Source organism: Pseudomonas sp. R4-35-07 (assembly GCF_003852235.1).
In the GTDB taxonomy this organism is placed as follows: Bacteria; Pseudomonadota; Gammaproteobacteria; order Pseudomonadales; family Pseudomonadaceae; genus Aquipseudomonas.
The window spans coordinates 1800405-1819504 of record NZ_CP027732.1; the positions used below are offsets into that span (position 1 = coordinate 1800405).

At 60.7% G+C, this 19100-nt stretch carries 24 protein-coding genes; 13 read left to right on the forward strand and 11 right to left on the reverse strand.

Going from position 1 to position 19100, the window contains the following annotated elements; all coding sequences use genetic code 11:
* The first annotated feature begins 52 nt into the window (after positions 1-52).
* Together C4J89_RS08240 and C4J89_RS08245 are read left to right on the forward strand one after the other, a co-directional pair.
* On the forward strand, positions 53-346 hold the full coding sequence (locus tag C4J89_RS08240) for a hypothetical protein (protein ID WP_057722836.1): 294 nt from the start codon (positions 53-55) through the stop codon (positions 344-346).
* Positions 347-426: 80 nt separating this feature from the next.
* Entirely contained in the window at positions 427-1392 is a 966-nt protein-coding gene (locus C4J89_RS08245; RefSeq protein WP_124414209.1) for a L,D-transpeptidase family protein, read from the forward strand.
* A gap of 114 nt (positions 1393-1506) precedes the next feature.
* On the opposite strand, the gene oprI is transcribed toward C4J89_RS08245, so the two are convergent.
* A complete protein-coding gene (gene oprI, locus C4J89_RS08250; RefSeq protein WP_003172710.1) occupies positions 1507-1758 on the reverse strand; it encodes an outer membrane lipoprotei OprI in 252 nt (83 codons plus the stop codon).
* Positions 1759-2370: 612 nt separating this feature from the next.
* Here oprI and C4J89_RS08255 point away from each other — a divergent pair.
* Positions 2371-2652 (forward strand): GNAT family N-acetyltransferase, encoded by a 282-nt coding sequence (locus C4J89_RS08255; protein ID WP_003233387.1) that lies wholly within the window; start codon positions 2371-2373, stop codon positions 2650-2652.
* A gap of 62 nt (positions 2653-2714) precedes the next feature.
* Here C4J89_RS08255 and C4J89_RS08260 read toward each other — a convergent pair whose 3' ends face one another.
* Positions 2715-3791 (reverse strand): 3-deoxy-7-phosphoheptulonate synthase, encoded by a 1077-nt coding sequence (locus tag C4J89_RS08260; RefSeq protein WP_124361897.1) that lies wholly within the window; start codon positions 3789-3791, stop codon positions 2715-2717.
* 131 nt (positions 3792-3922) lie between these two features.
* The gene (locus C4J89_RS08265; protein WP_124361898.1) at positions 3923-4357 is read right to left on the reverse strand and encodes a PilZ domain-containing protein; all 435 of its coding nucleotides are present in this window, start codon (positions 4355-4357) and stop codon (positions 3923-3925) included.
* On the opposite strand from C4J89_RS08265, the gene C4J89_RS08270 reads away from it, so the two are divergent.
* From C4J89_RS08270 to cysB, 5 genes are all read left to right on the forward strand, one after another.
* Complete coding sequence (locus C4J89_RS08270; RefSeq protein ID WP_124414210.1) at positions 4356-4742, forward strand: thioredoxin; 387 nt, start codon at positions 4356-4358, stop codon at positions 4740-4742. The two genes, C4J89_RS08265 and C4J89_RS08270, sit on opposite strands and share 2 nt — an antisense overlap.
* A complete protein-coding gene (locus tag C4J89_RS08275; protein ID WP_124361900.1) occupies positions 4739-5701 on the forward strand; it encodes a putative 2-dehydropantoate 2-reductase in 963 nt (320 codons plus the stop codon). Before C4J89_RS08270 ends, C4J89_RS08275 begins: the two co-directional genes overlap by 4 nt.
* A gap of 15 nt (positions 5702-5716) precedes the next feature.
* A complete protein-coding gene (locus C4J89_RS08280; protein WP_124414211.1) occupies positions 5717-6634 on the forward strand; it encodes a 5'-nucleotidase in 918 nt (305 codons plus the stop codon).
* Between the two features lie 65 nt (positions 6635-6699).
* Complete coding sequence (locus C4J89_RS08285) at positions 6700-7206, forward strand: universal stress protein (RefSeq protein WP_124361902.1); 507 nt, start codon at positions 6700-6702, stop codon at positions 7204-7206.
* A 97-nt stretch (positions 7207-7303) separates the two neighbouring features.
* Positions 7304-8278: an HTH-type transcriptional regulator CysB gene (cysB, locus tag C4J89_RS08290; RefSeq protein WP_124361903.1), complete on the forward strand. Its 975-nt coding sequence runs from the start codon at positions 7304-7306 to the stop codon at positions 8276-8278.
* Positions 8279-8317: 39 nt separating this feature from the next.
* Here the strand turns inward: cysB and C4J89_RS08295 are convergent, their stop codons facing one another.
* Positions 8318-8800 carry a GreA/GreB family elongation factor gene (locus tag C4J89_RS08295; RefSeq protein ID WP_124414212.1) on the reverse strand — a complete coding sequence of 161 codons (483 nt, stop codon included), beginning with the start codon at positions 8798-8800 and terminating at the stop codon, positions 8318-8320.
* A 5-nt stretch (positions 8801-8805) separates the two neighbouring features.
* Entirely contained in the window at positions 8806-9174 is a 369-nt protein-coding gene (locus C4J89_RS08300) for a hypothetical protein (RefSeq protein ID WP_124414213.1), read from the reverse strand.
* A 132-nt stretch (positions 9175-9306) separates the two neighbouring features.
* On the opposite strand from C4J89_RS08300, the gene earP reads away from it, so the two are divergent.
* Both earP and C4J89_RS08310 read left to right on the forward strand, forming a co-directional pair.
* Positions 9307-10440, forward strand: coding sequence for an elongation factor P maturation arginine rhamnosyltransferase EarP (earP, locus tag C4J89_RS08305; protein WP_124361906.1), 1134 nt, complete (start codon positions 9307-9309; stop codon positions 10438-10440).
* Between the two features lie 49 nt (positions 10441-10489).
* The gene (locus tag C4J89_RS08310; protein ID WP_003172723.1) at positions 10490-11062 is read left to right on the forward strand and encodes an elongation factor P; all 573 of its coding nucleotides are present in this window, start codon (positions 10490-10492) and stop codon (positions 11060-11062) included.
* Between the two features lie 65 nt (positions 11063-11127).
* On the opposite strand, the gene C4J89_RS08315 is transcribed toward C4J89_RS08310, so the two are convergent.
* The 4 genes from C4J89_RS08315 to C4J89_RS08330 form a co-directional block, all read right to left on the reverse strand.
* A complete protein-coding gene (locus tag C4J89_RS08315; RefSeq protein ID WP_124414214.1) occupies positions 11128-12144 on the reverse strand; it encodes an alpha/beta hydrolase in 1017 nt (338 codons plus the stop codon).
* Positions 12145-12169: 25 nt separating this feature from the next.
* Entirely contained in the window at positions 12170-12589 is a 420-nt protein-coding gene (locus tag C4J89_RS08320; RefSeq protein WP_124414215.1) for an organic hydroperoxide resistance protein, read from the reverse strand.
* Positions 12590-12819: 230 nt separating this feature from the next.
* A complete protein-coding gene (locus tag C4J89_RS08325) occupies positions 12820-13272 on the reverse strand; it encodes a MarR family winged helix-turn-helix transcriptional regulator (protein WP_124406691.1) in 453 nt (150 codons plus the stop codon).
* 81 nt (positions 13273-13353) lie between these two features.
* A complete protein-coding gene (locus C4J89_RS08330; protein WP_124414216.1) occupies positions 13354-14304 on the reverse strand; it encodes a LysR family transcriptional regulator in 951 nt (316 codons plus the stop codon).
* A gap of 108 nt (positions 14305-14412) precedes the next feature.
* Here C4J89_RS08330 and C4J89_RS08335 point away from each other — a divergent pair, with 108 nt between their 5' ends.
* The gene (locus tag C4J89_RS08335; protein ID WP_124414217.1) at positions 14413-15162 is read left to right on the forward strand and encodes a sulfite exporter TauE/SafE family protein; all 750 of its coding nucleotides are present in this window, start codon (positions 14413-14415) and stop codon (positions 15160-15162) included.
* Here the strand turns inward: C4J89_RS08335 and C4J89_RS08340 are convergent.
* Positions 15152-16033, reverse strand: a complete 882-nt coding sequence (locus C4J89_RS08340; protein WP_124361912.1) for a LysR family transcriptional regulator — start codon at positions 16031-16033, stop codon at positions 15152-15154. The genes C4J89_RS08335 and C4J89_RS08340 overlap by 11 nt on opposite strands.
* A 70-nt stretch (positions 16034-16103) precedes the next feature.
* On the opposite strand from C4J89_RS08340, the gene C4J89_RS08345 reads away from it, so the two are divergent.
* Both C4J89_RS08345 and C4J89_RS08350 read left to right on the forward strand, forming a co-directional pair.
* On the forward strand, positions 16104-16310 hold the full coding sequence (locus C4J89_RS08345; RefSeq protein ID WP_256681786.1) for a DUF1127 domain-containing protein: 207 nt from the start codon (positions 16104-16106) through the stop codon (positions 16308-16310).
* Between the two features lie 45 nt (positions 16311-16355).
* Positions 16356-17585 (forward strand): winged helix-turn-helix domain-containing protein, encoded by a 1230-nt coding sequence (locus C4J89_RS08350; protein WP_124414219.1) that lies wholly within the window; start codon positions 16356-16358, stop codon positions 17583-17585.
* A 95-nt stretch (positions 17586-17680) separates the two neighbouring features.
* Here the strand turns inward: C4J89_RS08350 and C4J89_RS08355 are convergent, their stop codons facing one another.
* The gene (locus tag C4J89_RS08355; protein WP_124361915.1) at positions 17681-19027 is read right to left on the reverse strand and encodes a class II 3-deoxy-7-phosphoheptulonate synthase; all 1347 of its coding nucleotides are present in this window, start codon (positions 19025-19027) and stop codon (positions 17681-17683) included.
* Positions 19028-19100: the final 73 nt, after the last annotated feature.

Sequence of the window (19100 nt, forward strand, 5' to 3'; positions counted from 1 at the left end):
TCTACCGGCAGGCTTTCGGCTAAGGTGGCGCCCCCCCGATTTGGAGCCCCTGATGTCGCGTCCTGCCTGGTCCCTGTTTAATTACCAACTGATCGAGCCGGACGAACAGCTGGATCTGTTCGCCTGCCAGGAAGTCCGGGTGCATCTGGTGGCGCGTCAACTGGAGTTGGGCGGCTCGATTGACCGCACGCTTTGCGGCACCTTATTGCCGGCGCAACCGCTCTGGTCCTCGGTGGATCGTTCGATCTTTCAGGACCAGCGGCTGTGCCCGTTGTGCAGGGCGATTCTCGAGTCGCAAAAGCGCGGTACACCGCCGATCTGGCCAGAGCTGCGCTTCGAACTCTAGCGCGGCCGGCTTGATGCCAGGCGCTCGCTTCACGTATACAATCAGTTTTTTCCTACCGTCGTCTGCGAAGGATTTTCCGGATGTTGTCGCGCCTCTCCGTCGTTACCTGCTGCCTGTCTCTTGCTGCGCTTTGTGCGGCCGGCTCGGCGCAAGCCTTGCAGTTGCCGTTGCCGCACCCTGGTGAGGACATAGTCGGTCAGGTCCAGGTGATCAAGGCCAAATACGAAGATACGTTTGCCGACCTGGGCACCACGTATGACCTGGGTTATTCGGAAATGGTCGCGGCCAACCCGGGCGTCGATGCCTGGCTGCCAGGTGCGGGGACGGACATCGTGCTGCCGACGCGTTTCATTCTGCCGCCGGGCCCGCGTGAAGGCATTGTGATCAACCTTGCGGAATATCGGCTGTATTACTACCCCAAGGGCCAGAACGTGGTCTACACCTTTCCGTTGGGGATTGGTCGTGAAGGCTGGGGATCGCCCATTGCCCATACCAGCATCATCGCGAAGACGCCAAACCCCACCTGGACACCGCCTGCCTCGATCAAGGCCGAACACGCCGCCAACGGTGACCCGCTGCCCAACGTGGTGCCTGCCGGCCCCGACAACCCGCTGGGCCCGTTCAAGTTCACCCTGGGCACGCCGGGTTACCTGATTCACGGCTCCAACATGAAATTTGGTATCGGCACGCGTACCAGCCACGGTTGCTTCCGTATGTTCAACAACAACGTGTTGGAAATGGCCAGCATGGTGCCGGTCGGCACCTCGGTACGCATCATCAACGACGCCTACAAGTTCGGCAGCGCTGGCGGCAAGGTCTACCTGGAAGCTCATACACCGTTGAACGATGATGGCACGCCGTCGGTGGTCGACAAGCACACGGCGGTGATCAATGCCTTGCTCAAGCGTGAAGACCTGGCCAATAGCCTGCGGGTGAATTGGGATCAGGTGCGTGATGTGGTGGCGGCGGAGGATGGTTTGCCGACTGAAATCGGTGTGCCTGGCGTCGCGCCTGTAGCGTCCAGCGCGCCGGTGGACTTTCAATAAAACCCTGAAGCCGGCGCTCGCTCAAGCCCGCGCCTGCCGTCAAGCGCAGCGGATTTCAGGTAAAAAAAAGCCGACCCATAAATGGATCGGCTTGATAACAACCCCGAGGGATTATTACTTGCGGCTTGCTTTTTCAAGCATGCGCAGAGCGCGCTCGTTAGCTTCGTCAGCAGTCTGTTGTGCTTTTTGAGCAGCAGCCAGCGCTTCATCAGCTTTACGGTAGGCTTCGTCTGCACGAGCCTGGGAGCGAGCTGCTGCGTCTTCCGTTGCAGTCAGACGAGCTTCGGTTTCTTTGGAGACGCTGCTGCAACCGGTAGCCAGAACTGCGGCCAGAGCCAGAGCAGAGAATTTCAGAACGTTGTTCATCGTGTTCCCCTTCAAGGACTTTCTATTAGATGGCTACTGTCTCAGAGTGAGCTAATAGCCGGCGTACATACTACCCATTACTTGTAGTAAGTAAACTGACGTAGCGCAAGAAGCAAAAAAAATTCTTGCACCGAATCTATTTTGGCTAATCTTTTGAAGGTTTGTATAAAAACCCGCCAGATTTTTCCATTCTGCCGAAGATTGGATCCAGGCTGAAAGGGCCGGCCCGCATGCGTCCAGCGGTGTATATAGATGAAATTTTATATATCCAAGCCGGCACTTCCGTTGCGGCGGGTTGTCTCGCACCGGGCATCTTTTGCTCATCTAGAGGTGACTTTAACGGCGCCAGTTCGTCTCACGCTTCAACTGCCGGCAATGTTCAGGCGTTCGGTCACCGGGTGATCGAGGCCCTTTCTAATATTCCACCTGTGGCAGGGGATGACGAGTGTGCCTTGAGCAATTGCTGGATTGGTGCCTACTATTCCCTACGTGCAGGTGTGAGCGCTCAGGGTTTTCTCGTTGTCGAAACCGGCACGGGGTGGCGTAGATGTTCCTTCGCCGGAAAAACATCGGTAAGGTAGGGTCAATATTCAAGACCCGCGAGGAGTAGTGATGAGCGAGGCGTTGTCCATCCACCATGACCAGGCTGGTCATCAGTTCGAGACCAATGTGGACGGTCATCGTGCCTATCTGACCTACATGGACCTCGGGAAACAGACCCTGGATATCTATCGTACGTTCGTGCCCAACGCGTTGCGTGGGCGTGGCATTGCGGCCGCGTTGACTGAAGAAGCGTTGAAATTCGCCGAAGAGTCAGGCTACACGGTCATCCCGTCCTGCTCTTATGTGGAACGCTACATGGAGCGCCACCAGCGCCACGCCGCAAAGCTCTGAACGAGCAGCCATAAAAAAACGCCGGGTTTAGCCCGGCGTTTTTGTGTGTGCCTGATTCAGCTTCAGGTGCGTTTGCGATTGGGCAATACGTCCTTGAGCTTGGCGTGCATGCTGCGCAGGGTGTTCTCGGTAGCGGCCCAGTCGATGCACGCATCGGTGATCGACACGCCGTACTGCAAGTCGGCCAGGTCTTTTGGAATGGCCTGGCAACCCCAGTTCAGGTGGCTCTCGACCATCAAGCCGATGATCGACTGGTTGCCTTCGAGGATCTGGTTGGCGACGTTTTCCATCACCAGCGGCTGCAGGGCCGGGTCCTTGTTGGAGTTGGCGTGGCTGCAATCAACCATGATGTTGGGCTTGATCCCGGCCTTGTTCAGCGCCTGTTCGCACAGTGCGACGCTGACCGAGTCATAGTTGGGCTTGCCGTTGCCGCCGCGCAGTACCACGTGACCGTAGGCATTGCCCTTGGTCGTGACGATGGACACGCCGCCTTCCTGGTTGATGCCCAGGAAGCGGTGAGGGCTGGAAACCGATTGCAGCGCGTTGATCGCCACCGTCAGGCCGCCGTCGGTGCCATTCTTGAAGCCCACGGCCGAGGACAGGCCGGACGCCATTTCGCGGTGTGTCTGGGACTCGGTGGTGCGGGCGCCGATGGCCGACCAGCTGATCAGGTCCTGCAGGTACTGCGGGGAAATCGGGTCCAGCGCTTCGGTAGCGGTGGGCAGGCCCATTTCCGCCAGGTCCAGCAGCAGTTGACGACCGATGTGCAAGCCGTCCTGGATCTTGAACGAGTCGTCCAGGTACGGGTCGTTGATCAAGCCTTTCCAGCCGACCGTCGTGCGCGGCTTCTCGAAATACACGCGCATCACCAGGTACAAGGTGTCGGACACTTCCGCCGCCAGCACCTTGAGGCGTTCGGCGTATTCGTGGGCCGCCTTGAGATCGTGGATCGAGCAAGGCCCGATCACGACGAAGAGGCGGTGGTCGGTGCCGTCGAGAATGTCACGGATGACTTCGCGGCCCTTGGTGACGGTCTGCAGGGCAGCGTCGCTCAGGGGGATTTCGCGTTTGAGCTGATCGGGCGTGATCAGGGTCTCGTTGGATTCAACGTTAAGGTCATTGATCGGTAAATCAGCCATCGTGTTACTCGTCAGGGTCACGGGTGCCGGCCGCCAGCCATCCCCGTGCGGCGGAGCACAGCATGATTTGGATGCAGGGGGGAGGAACCTTAGCGCGTAACACGGGCCCGCGACAATGGGCAAAGCCCGCTTTAATCCAGCACTGGCTGCACAACCGTCTCATGGGAGAACTCATTGGCGTGGCGCGATACCCAGTCGCGAGCCAAGGCTTCGAGTTGCTCGGGCGTGGGCTCGGCGGCGTCGTGCAGGCGGCAGTAGCGTTCGATCTGGCACACTTGCTCACCCATTCGTGCGCCGAACAGTGCATGTTCGTCGGCAAAACAGATGCCGATGCGATAGCCGGCCTCCACCCTGCGGCACCACGCGACATAGCCTGGATAGCGGGCGCTGGCGCCCAGGGAGGGGATATGCAGGTCGACCGCGGTGCCAGGGCGCCAGGCACGCGGCCAGTTGCAGGCAATGCCACCACGGCCGATAGTGCGCAGGCGTTGGGAGGGCAGGGCAGGAGAGGGACGTTGGATCAACTCGACAGCGACATCATCAGGGTGAGGTAGAAAACGACCCATGTACACGGACTCCGAACACCGTCCAATGGACGGCAGTGGCAGCAGTATAGTGAAGCAACTGGAATTGACCGACCTGGATATCGACCAGCAATTGCTGGGGTTGCCAGGGTGTTCGCTGGTCGTGTTTACCAGTGTCGGTTGTTCCAGTTGCCGCTGGGCGCGCCAGCAGTTGCCGCGCTGGCGCTTGCCGGTGGACCGGCTGTGCTGGGTGGATGCCGGGCACAACGGCGGCGCGGTCGAACGTTACCAGATCTTTCATTTGCCCGCGTTGTTCCTCGTGTGCGAGGGTCAATTTCTTGGGCAATTACAGACGCGTCTTACACCGCCCGACCTTGTCGACGCGATAAACCAGGCGCTCACCCGCACACCAGAGGATTTGCCATGACCGCACTTGCACACCCTTCGCCACGCATTGGCATCATTGGCACCGGTGCCATTGGCGGTTTCTACGGCCTGATGCTGGCGCGTGCCGGGTTCGATGTGCATTTCCTGCTGCGCAGCGAATACGCGGCGGTCCGCGAGCACGGCCTGCGCGTCAACAGTAGCGTGCATGGCAACCTGCACTTGCAGCCGGTGCAAGCGTATGCCAGCCCTGCCGACATGCCGCCGTGTGATTGGCTGTTGGTGGGGACCAAATCCACCGGCAACCCCGAGCTGGCCCCGACCATTGCCCAGGTCGCGGCGCCGGACGCCAAGGTGGTGCTGCTGCAAAACGGACTGGATGTGGAAGACAGCCTGCGCGAGCACCTGCCATCGTCGCTGCATTTGCTGGGTGGCCTGTGCTACATCGGCGTGCATCGCGCCGCGCCGGGCGTCGTCGAGCATCAAGCGCTGGGGCGGGTCAATCTTGGCTATCACAGTGGCATGGCGGCCAACGATCAAGCGCGCCAGCAAGCGATTGTCGAAGAAGGGGCCGCTCTGTTTCATCAAGCGGGCATCGAATCCCAGGCCATGGCCAGCGTGCATCAGGCGCGCTGGCATAAGTTGGTGTGGAACGTGCCGTTCAACGGCCTCTCCGTCTTGCTGGGCACGGGGACCCGCGCGCTGATGGCGGATGAGTCCAGCCGCGCGCTGATTCAAGCGCTGATGGCCGAAGTGGTTCAGGGCGCTGGCGCTTGCGGCCATGACATTGCGGCAAGTTATGCCGAGCAGATGTTCGCCATGACCGAAACCATGGATGACTACCTGCCCAGCATGTACCACGATCACGCGCACAAGCGCCCGTTGGAACTGGAGGCCATCTACGCCCGACCGCTGGCTGCCGCCAAAGCAGCCGGCTGCGAATTACCGCGCATGCAGGCGCTTTACCAGGCCTTGAGTTTTATTGATCGGCACACTCGCTGATTCGGGGGCAAGCACATGGCGACAGGATTGAGCGACAAACTGGTGCTGGCGATTTCATCGCGGGCCTTGTTCGATTTGAGCGAGAGCCACACGGTGTACCTCGCCGAAGGGGTTGAGCCCTATCGCAAATACCAGATCGAGCACGAGGAGGAAATCCTCGAACCCGGCGATGCCTTTCCGCTGGTCAAGAAACTGCTGAGCCTCAACGCCAGCCTCGGGCGTGCCCGTGTCGAGGTGGTCTTGGTGTCACGCAACAGCGCCGATACCGGCTTGCGAGTGTTCAACTCGATCCAGCATTACGGCCTGGATATTTCCCGCGCCGCTTTCGTCGGAGGGCGTAGTCCCTATCCGTATCTGGCCGCCTTTGGTTGTCATCTGTTTCTATCGACCCATGCCGAGGATGTGCGCAGTGCCCTCGACGCCGGTTTTGCGGCGGCGACTATTTTGTCCGGTGGTGCGCGTCGGGCGTCGAGCGAGGAATTGCGCATCGCCTTCGATGGTGATGCGGTGCTGTTTTCCGACGAGTCCGAGCGCGTCTACCAGGCTGGCGGGTTGGAAGCATTCCAGGCCAGCGAGCGCGAGTCGGCGCGCCAGCCCTTGCACGGTGGCCCGTTCAAGGGGTTCCTGGCGGCACTCAACCTGTTGCAGCGTGAGTTTGCTGATGAGGCCTGCCCGATTCGAACCGCACTGGTCACCGCGCGCTCGGCGCCGTCCCACGAGCGGGTCATTCGTACGTTGCGCGAATGGGATATCCGCCTGGATGAATCGCTGTTCCTGGGTGGCCTGGATAAATCCGCGTTCCTGGAAGCATTCGCCGCCGATGTGTTCTTCGATGACCAGGCCGGCCATTGCGAAAAAGCCAGGCAGGTCGTGGCCACCGGGCATGTGCCGCACGGCATCAGTAATGAGTTGAAAATCCAGGGCGAGCGCTGAGTCGTACCCCCTGGGCGCTGCTAAGCTGATTTAATCTCCGCCATCCTGGCAGTCCAGGGGGTTCTATGATTCGTTCGATACTGTACGCCACGGATCTTGGCCTGTATGCGCCGTACGTCATGCAACATGCCCTGGCGTTGGCGCGAACGTTCAAGGCAGATTTGTATGTGATTCATGTGGTGGAGCCCATCGGGCTGTTCGCAGAGTCGGTGTTGCAGAGCTACCTTGATGAAAAGGCGCTCAGCGAATGGCAGAGCCAGGGGCTGAGCACGGTCATGGCAACGATCGAGCAGCGGGTGCTCGACAGCTTTCGCGAGGAGTTGGGGGACGGGGAGCAGGACTTGAAGTTTATTCGTTCGGTGCGGGTGATCCAGGGCGACCCTTGCGAGGTGATTCTCGACCAACTGCATAAACTTTCCGTGGACCTGTTGATCGTAGGGAGTCATAGCCAAGCCAGCGCGGCGGCGACACCGCTCGGGCGTACCGCCGCACGGTTGCTGCAGCTGGCGAGCGTGCCGGTTTACCTGGTGCCGTCGCTGCAACGTCGACGCAGCGATGATATGGATCGGTAAAAAACGATAAAAAGTTCTAGATTTATATATCTTACCTTTAATATAGTTATATACCGTCGCTGATACCCGTGGCGTCTATCTGCTTTGAGGGATTCATATGAAGCTTCAACAACTGCGCTACATCTGGGAAGTGGCGCACCACGACCTCAACGTTTCCGCTACCGCTCAAAGCCTTTACACGTCGCAACCCGGTATCAGCAAGCAGATCCGCCTGCTCGAAGACGAGCTGGGCGTCGAAGTGTTCGCGCGCAGCGGCAAGCATCTGACCCGCGTCACCCCGGCCGGCGAGCGCATCATCACCACCGCCGGTGAGATTCTGCGCAAAGTCGAAAGCATCAAGCAGATCGCCCAGGAATTCTCCAACGAGAAGAAGGGCACCCTGTCGATTGCCACCACCCACACCCAGGCACGCTACGCCTTGCCGCCGGTGATCCGTGATTTCATCAAGCAATACCCGGACGTGGCGTTGCACATGCACCAGGGCTCGCCGATGCAGATCGCCGAGATGGCCGCTGATGGCACCGTCGATTTCGCGATCGCCACCGAAGCCCTGGAGCTGTTCGGTGATTTGGTGATGATGCCGTGCTACCGCTGGAACCGTTGCGTGGTCGTGCCCCAGGGGCACCCACTGGCCAAGTTGCCGAAGTTGACCCTGGAAGCCCTGGCGGAATTCCCCATCGTCACCTACGTGTTTGGTTTCACCGGCCGTTCGAAGCTAGACGAAGCCTTCAGCCACCGTGGCCTTACGCCGAAAGTGGTGTTCACCGCAGCCGACGCCGACGTAATCAAGACTTACGTGCGCCTGGGCCTGGGCGTGGGCATCGTCGCCAAGATGGCGGTCGACACCCAGCTCGATAAAGACCTGGTGGTGCTCGACGCCAGCGAGCTGTTCGAGTCCAGCGTGACCAAGATCGGCTTCCGCCGTGGCACCTTCCTGCGCGGTTTCATGTGCGATTTCATCGAGAAATTCGCCCCGCACCTGACCCGCGAAGTGATGGCCAAGGCGATCCAGTGCCACAACAAGCAGGAACTCGAAGAGCTGTTCGACGGCGTTGAACTGCCGGTTCACTGATCCCTGTGGCGAGGGAGCCAGCGCCCTCGCCACCGCGCGTTATTTGGCCTCGGTAACCGTGAAATGTTGCCGGGCGGCCGCCACCAGAATCTCTACCTCATCCTCGACACGCTTGCCCAGCAGGCTTTTGCCCAAGGGCGAGCGCGGGGTGATGACGGTTACCGGCTGCCCGACCACTTCAACCTTCAACCCCGCAGCATCCGGCGCCAGGAACAGCCATTGCTGGCGACCGTGCTCGTCTTCCAGGCCCAGCAGCGTACCCACTTCGATCCCGCGTTGGTCATCGTACGCACGCACCTGCAGGTTCTGGCACAGCGCCAGTGACTGCTTGATCTCTTCGACCCGCTTGGCCTGGCCGGCCGCCAGATACGAAGCCTCCAGCCCCAAGGTGTCGTACTTGTTTTCTGCGATGTTCTCCTCGTGTGTCGCCGTCTCGTAGGCGGTCTGCGCGGCGCGCTGGGCGATGTCGAGGTCGGCGGAGAGTTTTTCCAGGATCAGCTGGAGGACGGCGTGTTTATTCATGATCTCTAATCGCAGAATTGCAGGACATTGGCTTTGGATTTTTCATTTGGAGCGTTCTGATCCTGTTGCAGCCAGAACTGGCATTTGGGGTTGGCCAGGTTGCGCGCATTGCTTCGGGCCTGGTCCAGGGCTTGTTGCTGCTCCTGCTTTTGCAGGTTCTGCTGGTACTGCTCGAACATACGGTTCGGCGGCTCCGGCGCGACCACGGTCGGCTTACCCAGTTGCTGCACCGCCTGGGCCACGGGTGCCAGGCTCTGCGGGAACAGGTAGCGCGATGCCAGCCAGCTGGTCAGTGCGATGGCGATAAACCCCAGCCACACGCCTGCGGCAATGGCGATAGACAGCTTGAACAGCGACAGCGGACGGTCAGACATGGTGGCCTCCTGGCAGGCATTGACGGCGTGGCAGCGATTGTCGCACAGCCACTGCGCAGAATAATCGCGATCAAGCCTTCTGCATCGGCGCATTTATGCGGACAATCGAGCCTTTGAGTCGTGGAGCCCGGAATGAAAGCCCGCTGGGATATTTTTTGCAGCGTCGTCGATAACTACGGCGACATCGGCGTGACCTGGCGCCTGGCCCGGCAATTGGTCGCGGAGCACGCCTGCGATGTGCGCCTGTGGGTCGATGACCTGCGCGCCTTCGAGCGCATGTGCCCACAGATCGATGTAAACCTGGCGCAGCAATGGCAAGCGGGTGTCGATGTGCGCCACTGGCCGTTTGACTGGTCGACAACGCCTGCGGCCGATGTGGTGATTGCCGCGTTCGCTTGCCAGCTGCCGCCTGACTACATGGAAGCCATGGCCGCGCGTGAACGCACGCCGTTGTGGATGAACCTGGATTACCTCAGCGCCGAGGACTGGGTGGTGGGCTGTCACCGCCTGCCGTCGGTGAAGTTCAAGGGTGTGCAGAAGTACTTCTTTTTTCCGGGCTTTCGTCCAGGCACCGGCGGGCTGTTGCGTGAGGCGGGGTTGCTGCAACAGCGTCAGGTTTTTCAGCAAGATGCCGATGCGCAGCGACAATTCCTGCAAAGCCTGGGCGTATTTCCGCTTGCCGATGCGCGCCTGATCTCACTGTTCGCCTACGAAAACGCCGGGCTCGGCAGTTGGCTGGACGTGTTGTCGACAGACGGGCGTGCCACTCATCTGTTGGTGCCGGAAGGGCGCATCCTGGGTGACGTGCAGCGCTGGCTGGGCGAGGAGGGGTTGACGGCAGGGGCTGTTCACCAGCGCGGGGCCTTGACCGTGCAAGTGCTGCCGTTCGTGCGCCAGGCCCAGTACGACCTATTGCTGTGGTGCTGTGACATCAATGCCGTGCGTGGCGAAGATTCGTTCGTGCGCGCCCAGTGGGCCGGGCGCCCGTTGCTGTGGCACATCTATCGTCAGGACGAAGACATCCATCTCGACAAGCTCGATGCGTTCCTCGAGCTATACACCGCCGCCTTGTCGCCGGCGGCCAAGGCGGCGCTGGTTGCACTCTGGCAAGCCTGGAATACCGAGGGCGATATGGCCCAACCCTGGAAAATGCTGCTGGAGCACTGGCCGGAACTCAGCCAGCATGCGCAAGACTGGTGTCTGGAACAGGGCTTGCAGGCCGATCTTGCGACGGCGCTGGTACAGTTTTATGAAAGTTGGATATGATACGCCACCTTGATTTTTGTAAATCCCATCCAAATTTCGGATATATGCAATGAAAACTGGTAAAGAACTGAAACCCGGTACAGTGATCCGTCTCGAAAACGACCCTTGGCTGGTTCAGAAAGCTGAGTTCACCAAGTCTGGTCGTAACAGCGCCATCATGAAGACCAAGCTGAAGAACCTGCTGACCGGTTACAAGACCGAGATCGTCTACAGCGCCGATGACAAACTGGACGACGTGATCCTCGACCGCAAGGAAGCGACCCTGTCCTTCATCAGCGGCGACACCTACACGTTCATGGATACCACCGACTACACCATGTACGAGCTGAACGCTGAAGATATCGAAGCCGTTCTGCCGTTCATCGAAGAAGGCATGGAAGACGTCTGCGAAGCGATTTTCTTCGAAGAGCGCCTGGTTTCCGTAGAACTGCCGACCACTATCGTGCGTAAAGTGGCCTACACCGAAGGCTCCGCTCGCGGTGACACTTCCGGCAAGGTGATGAAGCCTGCCAAACTGAGCAACGGTACCGAGCTGCAAGTAGCCGATTTCATCGAAATCGACGACCTGATCGAGATCGACACCCGCGAAGGTGGTTCGTACAAAGGTCGCGCCAAGAAGTAATTCTGGCCCTGCCTTACGAATGGAAAAGCCCGACCATGCGTCGGGCTTTTTTGTGCCTGCGGGGTTTACTTCAGGTGCTGCTTGAGTTCGTCCGACGCTTGCAGCAATGCCGAGCGCACCGCCGGTACCTGGCTGACCACGTTCAGCAAACCGTAGTCGTGGATCATGCCGTTGTAGCGTACGGCAGTCACCGGCACGCCGGCCTGATCGAGCTTGCGGGCGTAGGCTTCACCCTCGTCACGCAGTACATCGGCGCCAGCGGTTTGCACCATCGCAGGTGGCAACCCCTTGAGTTGATCAGGGGTGGCTCGCAGTGGCGAGGCGTAGATCTCAGCCCGCTGGTTGGCGTCGGTGGTGTAATTGTCCCAGAACCATTTCATCATGTTCCGGGTGAGGAAGTGCCCTTCGGCGTACTGGTTGTAGGAACCCGTGTCGAAGTTGGCATCGGTCACCGGCCACAGCAGCAGTTGGAACTTGATCGCCGGCGTACCCTTGTCCTTGGCCATCAGGCTGACCACCGCTGCCATGTTGCCGCCGACACTGTTGCCCGCGACCGCCAGGCGCTTGCCATCGACGTTGATCTCTTTTCCGTGCTCGGCCACCCATTTTGTTGCGCCATACGCTTGGTTGATCGCCACGGGGTAATGCGCTTCCGGTGACGGCGTGTAGTTGACGAACACCGCCACTGCCCCCGAACCCACCACCAGGTCCCGCACCAGGCGTTCATGGGTGGGGTAATCCCCCAGCACCCAGCCACCGCCGTGGAAGAACATGAACACCGGCAAAGCGCCCTTGGCCCCGGCTGGACGCACGATGGTCAGGTCCAGCGGCTGGCCATCGACCTGAATGGTCTTCTGGCTCACGTCTGCCCTGGGCAGGCTCAACTTCACCCCGGCCTGGGCACCTGTCAGCACCGCACGGGCCTGCTGGGGCGTCAATTGCTCGATCGGCTTGCCGGTGCCGGCGTTCAGCGCATCCAGGAAACCCTGGGTGCTGTGCTCCACATCACCGCTAGCGGCGAAGGCGGTGCTGATGGACAGGGCAAGCAGGCTGCCGGTGAGTGCTTTAGCAAAGGTGTTCATGGTCTTCTCCGATCAGGGCGCGTGGTTAAACGGTTACGTGCAGGCGCACATCAACGTTGCCGCGAGTGGCGTTGGAGTACGGGCAGACCTGGTGAGCAGCGTCGACCAGGCTTTGCGCATCGTCTTGCGCCAGGCCTGGCAGGCTGATGTGCAGGTCGATGTCCAAGCCGAAGCCACCGGGGATCTGGCCAATGCCGACATGGGCGGTGATCGAAGCGTCATCCGGGATTTTGCGTTTGGTCTGGCTGGCGACGAATTTCAGCGCGCCGATAAAGCAGGCCGAGTAGCCGGCAGCGAACAGCTGTTCAGGGTTGGTGGCCTGGCCGCCAGTGCCGCCCAATTCCTTGGGAGTGGAGAGTTTGACGTCGAGGATGTTGTCGCTGGAGATAGCGCGACCATCACGGCCGCCGGTGGCGGTGGCTACTGCGGTATAGAGCGTTTGCATGGTGTCGTCCTCTGGTTTGTTAGTGCTAAATATTTGCGCGCTAAATAGTTGATGAGGTGAATGTATAGCGCTAATGTTTAGTGTGCAAGATAAATTTATAAATATTTTTTTGCGATGGGAAAACAATGTGGGAGGGGGCTTGCTCCCGATGACGGTGGGCCAGCCACTCAATGCGTATATGGCTCATCGCTATCGGGAGCAAGCCCCCTCCCACATGTTCAGTTGCGTCTTTAGATTGCGTTCTGCAGGTTGCTGCGCAAAGCAACCAAATCCGCCTGCAGCTTGCGTAGCTGCTCCAGTTCCAGTCCGCTGGCACCCAGGATGCACTGGGGAATACCCATCGCCCGGTCCTGCAGCGCCCGCCCGGCGTCGGTCAACTCCACCACCACCACACGCTCATCTTCGCGGCTGCGGGTGCGGCTCAACAGGCCTTCGGCTTCAAGGCGCTTGAGCAGCGGGGTCAGGGAGCCGGGGTCGGTGAGCAGGCGATTGCTGATTTCACCGACGGTCAAACCATCCTCTTCCCACAGCACCATCATGGCCAGGTACTGCGGATAGGTCAGGCCGAGCGCCTGGAGGAGAGGTTTATAGACCTTGGTCATCAGCAGCGAGGTGGAATGCAACGCGAAACATAGCTGGTTATCCAGCATCAAGGATTCGCAGGGTGTGGGATTCTTGCTCATGGCGGTGCCTCGAAAAAAGCCTGTATGGACTGGAATCTAGCGGGCAAATCTTTAATGCACCAGATAATTCTAGCCGGACGGTCAGGCCATCGTGCCTTGCAGGGCCAGATCCCAGGGCGGCACCGGGCTGAAACGGGACTTCAGGTATTCCAGCAGCAATCGGCTGCGCGCATTGGGTCGTTGTTCCAGGCGTAGCGCGTAAATGCCGGTGGTTTCCGGGCTGGGCAAGCCGTTTTCACAAAACAGGGGCAAGAGTTCACCGCGCACCAGGTATTCGCTGGCCAGCCATGTCGGCAGGTGCGCAATACCCAACCCCGCCAGGGCGCCGCTGAGCAGGGCTTCGGCGTTGTTGGCACTCATGCGGATACGGCGAGGGCGGTAGATGGCACGGCGCCCGTCCAGTTCGAAGCGCCAGGCGAACATCGGCGCCAGACCGTCCCAATCCAGGCCGTCATGTTCGCTCAGCTCCCGCGGGTGCGTCGGCGTACCGCGGCTTTTCAGGTAGCCCGGACTGGCGCAGGCGATGCGCACAATACTGGCGAGCGGCGTGGCGATCAGCCGGGTGTCGGCAATATGCCCGGCGCGCAGCACCAGGTCGACCTTGCCCAAATGCGCGCCCTGCATATCAACAAAGCTGTCGATCAAATGCAGGTGCACATCCAGCCCAGGGTACAGCTTCAGGAAATCTGCAATCACCGGCGCCAGGTGCCGTCGCCCGAAAGCCGCCGGTGCATCCATGCGGATCAGGCCTTCCGGCGCATGGCTCAACGACACTGCTTCGGCGCGCGCCAGTTGCAATTCACTCACAATCCGTCGCGCCCGCTCGGCAAACGCCAGGCCAGCCGGGGTGGGCACCACGGCATGGGTGCTGCGCTGGAACAGGCGGCTGCCGACTGAGTTTTCCAGGCTGTCGATACGCCGTGCCACGGCCGAGGGGGTCAGCGGATGGCGGCGTGCAGCGGCGGAAAAGCTGCCGGTTTCGAGTACATCGAGAAACAGGCCCAGTTGGTCGGTGAGGGTATTGGGATTCATCGGCTCATGCTTATGCGAGGTTGGCACAACCATTGTGCGTTGCTGTGCGTTTCCGTGCCAGGGCCGACTGCGTAGCATGCAAGGCTTGGGATGACGGAGTAGCGAGCGGTGTTGGATTTAGCGATGTACCTGGTATTGGGCGCGGCCCTTGGCACAGTGGGCGGCTTGTTTGGCATTGGAGGCGGGCTGATTGCCATCCCCGTGCTGGGGGTGCTGTTCGGCCTGGACCAGCAGATCGCCCAAGGCACTGCGCTGGTCATGGTAGTACCCAACGTGATGCTGGCCCTGTGGCGCTATCACCAGCGCAACCGCATCGAGCTGCGCCACGCCTTGCCGCTGGGTGTGATGGGCTTCAGCTTTGCCTGGCTGGGATCGATCTGGGCGGTAGGCCTGGATGCCGGGGCGATGCGGATTGGGTTTATCGTGTTTTTGGTGGTGCTGGCGGCCTATAACCTGTTGCGCATGTTCACCCGTAACGCACCGCCGACCGCGCAAATGCGTTATTCCTGGCCCTGGTTGGGCGTACTCGGCGCTGCGTCGGGCGCCATGGGCGGATTGTTTGGTGTGGGTGGCGCGGTGGTGGCCACGCCGGTGCTGACCAGCGTTTTCGGCACCACCCAAGTCGTCGCCCAAGGCTTATCCCTTGCGTTGGCGCTGCCCAGCACCGGAGTAACCCTGGTCACCTACGCCTGGCACCACCAGGTGGACTGGCTGATCGGCGTGCCGTTGGCGGTGGGAGGCCTGCTCAGTATCAGCTGGGGCGTGAAAGTCGCTCATGCGCTGCCCGAGCGCGTATTGCGTGGCCTGTTCTGCGGCTTCCTGGTGGTGTGCGCGATGATGCTGACGTTTAAAGTCTGAAGCCTTCGAGGATGTAGTCGGCCAGGCATTCGGTGATGGGCGACGTCATCTGCGGATTGCGCAACAAGCGCAGGTGCATCGACGGCAAGGGTGGGAAGCCTTCGTCGCTGCCGAGTACGCGCAGGTCCTGGGGCACCAGGCTTTCCATGCTGATCATCGCCGCCAGGCCGGCACTGACGACTGCCAGGATCGCCGCGCCGTTGGAGCTGTGATAGGCCAGGCGATAATCCCGCCCGGCCGCATCCAGTGCCGCCCGCGCCCACTGCGTGTAAACGCAGTCGTCGCCGGAAACCGCCAGCGGCATGGCGTCATGCTCGTCCACGCAGAAACACGGCGAGGCGGCCCACACCATACGCTCAGTGCGCAAGAATTCACCGAGATCATTGCCGGGCTCGCGGCTGATCACGGTCAATGCCAGGTCCCGACGCTGCACCAGCACCGTTGACGACTCGCAGTGCAGTTCGATCTGGATCAGCGGGTAAGCCTTGGAAAACTGCTTGAGGATGCCCGGCAGGAAGCGCATCACGTAGTCGTCCGGCGTGCCGATGCGCACCAGGCCCACCATATGCGGCTCGCGCAGGGTGTTGAACACTTCGCTGTGCAATTTCAGGATGCGCCGCGCATAACCCAGCAACACTTGGCCCTCGGGGGTCAGCCGCACCTGACGGCCGTCGCGTTCGAACAGCTTGCGCTGCAGCACATCCTCTTCCAGGCGTTTCATCTGCATGCTCACCGCCGACTGGGTGCGGTTGACCAGCTCGCCGGCCCGGGTAAAACCGCCCTGATCGGCGATGGCGACGAAGGTGCGCAGCACTTCGGTGTCGATGCTGGGGTACGTGGACAATTGATCAATCTCCGAGATGTATTTCATAAGAAACATTCGTTGGATTGATCATAAGCCCAGGCACACACTGGCGTCATCCCCACTGGAGGGCGAGAAGATGAAAGGTCAAACAGATGTTGTATTGATGGCAAAGTGGCCGCTTTCTGGGCTTCTTCATACGATTTCGCGTTGGCAGGCGCTGCATCGTGAACGCCAGATGCTGGCGGCCATGAGCGACGACGCGCTCAAGGATATCGGTCTTAACCGTATCGATGTGGAGCAGGAAATCCATCGGCATTTCTGGGAAGACCCGCTGCGAAAGTAACCGGGAATGCAGTAGGGTAGGACGCGCGTATTCAAGGAGCTACCCATGCCCGCCGTCCTGTCCTTTTCCCTCAAGCAAGCACGACGCATGGCGCTGGCAGCCCAGGGGTTTTCCGGGCGCCAGCCGCCGGCACAGATAAAAGCCGCGCACCTCAACCGTGTGATCGAGCGCCTCGGTGTGCTGCAGATCGATTCGGTCAATGCCGTGGTGCGCTCCCATTACCTGCCGCTGTTTTCCCGGTTGGGCCGTTATTCTCCCTTGATGCTCGAACAGGCCGCCTGGAGCCAGGGGCGGCAGCGCTCGCTGTTCGAATATTGGGGGCACGAAGCCTCGTTGCTGCCCATGGCGCTGTACCCAATGATGCGCTGGCGCATGGAGCGGGCCAAACAAGGGCAGGGGATCTACGCGCAAATGGCGCGATTCGGGCGTGAGCAGCAGAGCACTGTCCAGCGCGTACTGCGCGCCGTTGAAGAGCAGGGCGCCTTGGGCGCGGGCAGTTTGTCGACCCGCGAGGTGCGTGCCGGGCCCTGGTGGGATTGGAGCGACGAGAAGCACGCGTTGGAATGGCTGTTCGCGGCCGGTCTGGTCACCGTTGCCGGGCGGCGTGGCTTTGAACGCCTCTATGATTTGCCCGAACGGGTGCTCCCCGCCGAAGTCCTTCAAGTCAACCTGAGCGAAACCCAGGCCCAGCGGAGTTTGTTGTTGCACAGCGCAACCGCCCTGGGAGTGGCCACTGAAAAAGACCTGCGCGATTACTTTCGCCTCGACCCCGTCGACAGCCGCCAGCGCCTGGCCGAGCTGATCGAGGATGGACAGTTGCTGAACTGCCAGGTGCAAGGCTGGAAGCAGCCGGCGTATTGCTTGCCGGCACCCAAAGTGCCACGCAACGTGCCGGCCAGCGCCTTGCTGTCGCCCTTTGATTCGTTGGTCTGGGAGCGTGCCCGCACCGAGCGCCTGTTTGATTTCCGTTACCGGCTGGAAATTTACACCCCGCAACACAAACGGGTGTACGGCTACTACGTGCTGCCGTTTTTGCACAACGAGCGAATCGCTGCGCGCGTCGATTTGCGCGCCGAACGAGCCAACGGTTGCCTGGCGGTGCATGCGCTGCACGAGGAAGAGCCGGGCCTGGATGAGCGGGGGATGTCGGCGTTGGCGCTGAACCTGCGGCAGATGGCCGATTGGTTGGGGCTGCAACAGGTCGTGCTCAATTGCCAGCGGCCGAGCGCCGCGCGGTTACGGGTGGCAATGCTCGGTCTGGAGGCTGGTCTTTAGGGCGCCATCGGGGGCAAGCCCCCTTCCACATGTGAAATGCATTCCCTGTGGGAGGGGGCTTGCCCCCGATTGGCGTCAGTCCAGTCGACAACAATCTAACGCTTGACCTGTTTCAAGGTTTCGGCAATCAAAAACGCCAGTTCCAGCGACTGATCAGCATTCATCCGCGGGTCGCAGTGGGTGTGATAGCGGTCCGACAAGCCGTCCTCGGTGATCGGCCGTGCGCCGCCGATGCATTCGGTGACGTTCTGCCCGGTCATTTCGATATGAATGCCGCCGGCATAGCTGCCCTCAGCCTGATGTACCTGGAAGAACTCCTTCACTTCGCCGAGGATCTGCGCAAAGTCGCGGGTTTTGTAGCCGCTGCTGGCCTTGATGGTGTTGCCATGCATCGGGTCGCAGCTCCACAGCACGTGCTTGCCTTCGCGCTGCACGGCGCGAATCAGGTCTGGCAGGTGGTCGCCGACCTTATTGGCGCCCATGCGTGCAATCAGGTTCAAGCGGCCAGGGTCGTTGTCCGGGTTAAGGATGTCGATCAGGCGGATCAGGTCGTCCGGGTTCATGCTCGGGCCGACCTTGACCCCGATCGGGTTGTTCACCCCGCGCAGGAATTCGACGTGGGCGCCATCCAGCTGACGGGTACGGTCGCCGATCCAGAGCATATGGGCCGAGCAGTCGTAGTAGTCGTTGGTCAGGCTGTCACGGCGCACGAAGGCTTCTTCATAGTTGAGCAGCAACGCTTCGTGAGCGGTGAAGAAGCTGGTCTCGCGCAGTTGCGGCGAATCGTCCATGCCGCAGGCGCGCATGAAGGCCAGGGTCTCATCGATGCGGTCGGCCAGTTGGCTGTACTTTTCGGCCAGCGCGGAGTTGGCAATGAAGTCCAGGTTCCACTTGTGTACCTGGTGCAGGTCAGCGAAGCCACCCTGGGCAAACGCGCGCAGCAGGTTGAGGGTGGCGGTGGACTGGTGGTAGCTCTGCAGCAGGCGGTCCGGGTCCGGGACGCGGCTCTTTTCGTCGAAGCCGATGCCATTGACGATATCGCCGCGGTAGGCGGGCAGGGTGACACCGTCGATGGTTTCATCGTTGGACGAGCGCGGCTTGGCGAACTGGCCGGCCATGCGCCCGACTTTCACCACCGGGCAGCCGGCGGCGAACGTCATGACGATCGCCATCTGCAGCAGCACCTTGAAGGTGTCGCGGATTTTCGCGGCGGAAAACTCGGCAAAGCTCTCGGCGCAGTCGCCGCCTTGCAGCAGGAAGGCGCGACCCTGGGTGACTTCGGCAAACTGACGACGCAATTCGCGGGCTTCCCCGGCAAACACCAGCGGCGGGTAACTGGCCAGGCTCTGCTCCACTTGCAGCAGGTGCGCAGCATCCGGGTACCGGGGTTGTTGCTGGATCGGCAGGGCACGCCAGCTGTCGGGGCTCCAGGGTTGGCTCATCATGCACTCGTTGGGTAGGTTGACGTTCGGGCGTCAATGTTAGCAGCAATTAGTGCGTGACCTGCTGCCGTCG

Excerpts from the sequence above, each read along its gene's own strand:
- C4J89_RS08340 (WP_124361912.1), bottom strand. The coding sequence starts at position 16,033 with ATGAAATACATCTCGGAGATTGATCAATTGTCCACGTACCCCAGCATC.
- C4J89_RS08240 (WP_057722836.1), top strand. The coding sequence starts at position 53 with ATGTCGCGTCCTGCCTGGTCCCTGTTTAATTACCAACTGATCGAGCCG.
- C4J89_RS08345 (WP_256681786.1), top strand. The coding sequence starts at position 16,104 with ATGAAAGGTCAAACAGATGTTGTATTGATGGCAAAGTGGCCGCTTTCT.
- earP (WP_124361906.1), top strand. The coding sequence starts at position 9,307 with ATGAAAGCCCGCTGGGATATTTTTTGCAGCGTCGTCGATAACTACGGC.
- C4J89_RS08255 (WP_003233387.1), top strand. The coding sequence starts at position 2,371 with ATGAGCGAGGCGTTGTCCATCCACCATGACCAGGCTGGTCATCAGTTC.
- C4J89_RS08355 (WP_124361915.1), bottom strand. The coding sequence starts at position 19,027 with ATGAGCCAACCCTGGAGCCCCGACAGCTGGCGTGCCCTGCCGATCCAG.
- C4J89_RS08300 (WP_124414213.1), bottom strand. The coding sequence starts at position 9,174 with ATGTCTGACCGTCCGCTGTCGCTGTTCAAGCTGTCTATCGCCATTGCC.
- oprI (WP_003172710.1), bottom strand. The coding sequence starts at position 1,758 with ATGAACAACGTTCTGAAATTCTCTGCTCTGGCTCTGGCCGCAGTTCTG.
- C4J89_RS08310 (WP_003172723.1), top strand. The coding sequence starts at position 10,490 with ATGAAAACTGGTAAAGAACTGAAACCCGGTACAGTGATCCGTCTCGAA.
- cysB (WP_124361903.1), top strand. The coding sequence starts at position 7,304 with ATGAAGCTTCAACAACTGCGCTACATCTGGGAAGTGGCGCACCACGAC.
- C4J89_RS08270 (WP_124414210.1), top strand. The coding sequence starts at position 4,356 with ATGTACACGGACTCCGAACACCGTCCAATGGACGGCAGTGGCAGCAGT.
- C4J89_RS08295 (WP_124414212.1), bottom strand. The coding sequence starts at position 8,800 with ATGAATAAACACGCCGTCCTCCAGCTGATCCTGGAAAAACTCTCCGCC.
- C4J89_RS08325 (WP_124406691.1), bottom strand. The coding sequence starts at position 13,272 with ATGAGCAAGAATCCCACACCCTGCGAATCCTTGATGCTGGATAACCAG.
- C4J89_RS08245 (WP_124414209.1), top strand. The coding sequence starts at position 427 with ATGTTGTCGCGCCTCTCCGTCGTTACCTGCTGCCTGTCTCTTGCTGCG.
- C4J89_RS08315 (WP_124414214.1), bottom strand. The coding sequence starts at position 12,144 with ATGAACACCTTTGCTAAAGCACTCACCGGCAGCCTGCTTGCCCTGTCC.
- C4J89_RS08280 (WP_124414211.1), top strand. The coding sequence starts at position 5,717 with ATGGCGACAGGATTGAGCGACAAACTGGTGCTGGCGATTTCATCGCGG.
- C4J89_RS08330 (WP_124414216.1), bottom strand. The coding sequence starts at position 14,304 with ATGAATCCCAATACCCTCACCGACCAACTGGGCCTGTTTCTCGATGTA.
- C4J89_RS08350 (WP_124414219.1), top strand. The coding sequence starts at position 16,356 with ATGCCCGCCGTCCTGTCCTTTTCCCTCAAGCAAGCACGACGCATGGCG.
- C4J89_RS08265 (WP_124361898.1), bottom strand. The coding sequence starts at position 4,357 with ATGGGTCGTTTTCTACCTCACCCTGATGATGTCGCTGTCGAGTTGATC.
- C4J89_RS08285 (WP_124361902.1), top strand. The coding sequence starts at position 6,700 with ATGATTCGTTCGATACTGTACGCCACGGATCTTGGCCTGTATGCGCCG.
- C4J89_RS08260 (WP_124361897.1), bottom strand. The coding sequence starts at position 3,791 with ATGGCTGATTTACCGATCAATGACCTTAACGTTGAATCCAACGAGACC.
- C4J89_RS08275 (WP_124361900.1), top strand. The coding sequence starts at position 4,739 with ATGACCGCACTTGCACACCCTTCGCCACGCATTGGCATCATTGGCACC.
- C4J89_RS08320 (WP_124414215.1), bottom strand. The coding sequence starts at position 12,589 with ATGCAAACGCTCTATACCGCAGTAGCCACCGCCACCGGCGGCCGTGAT.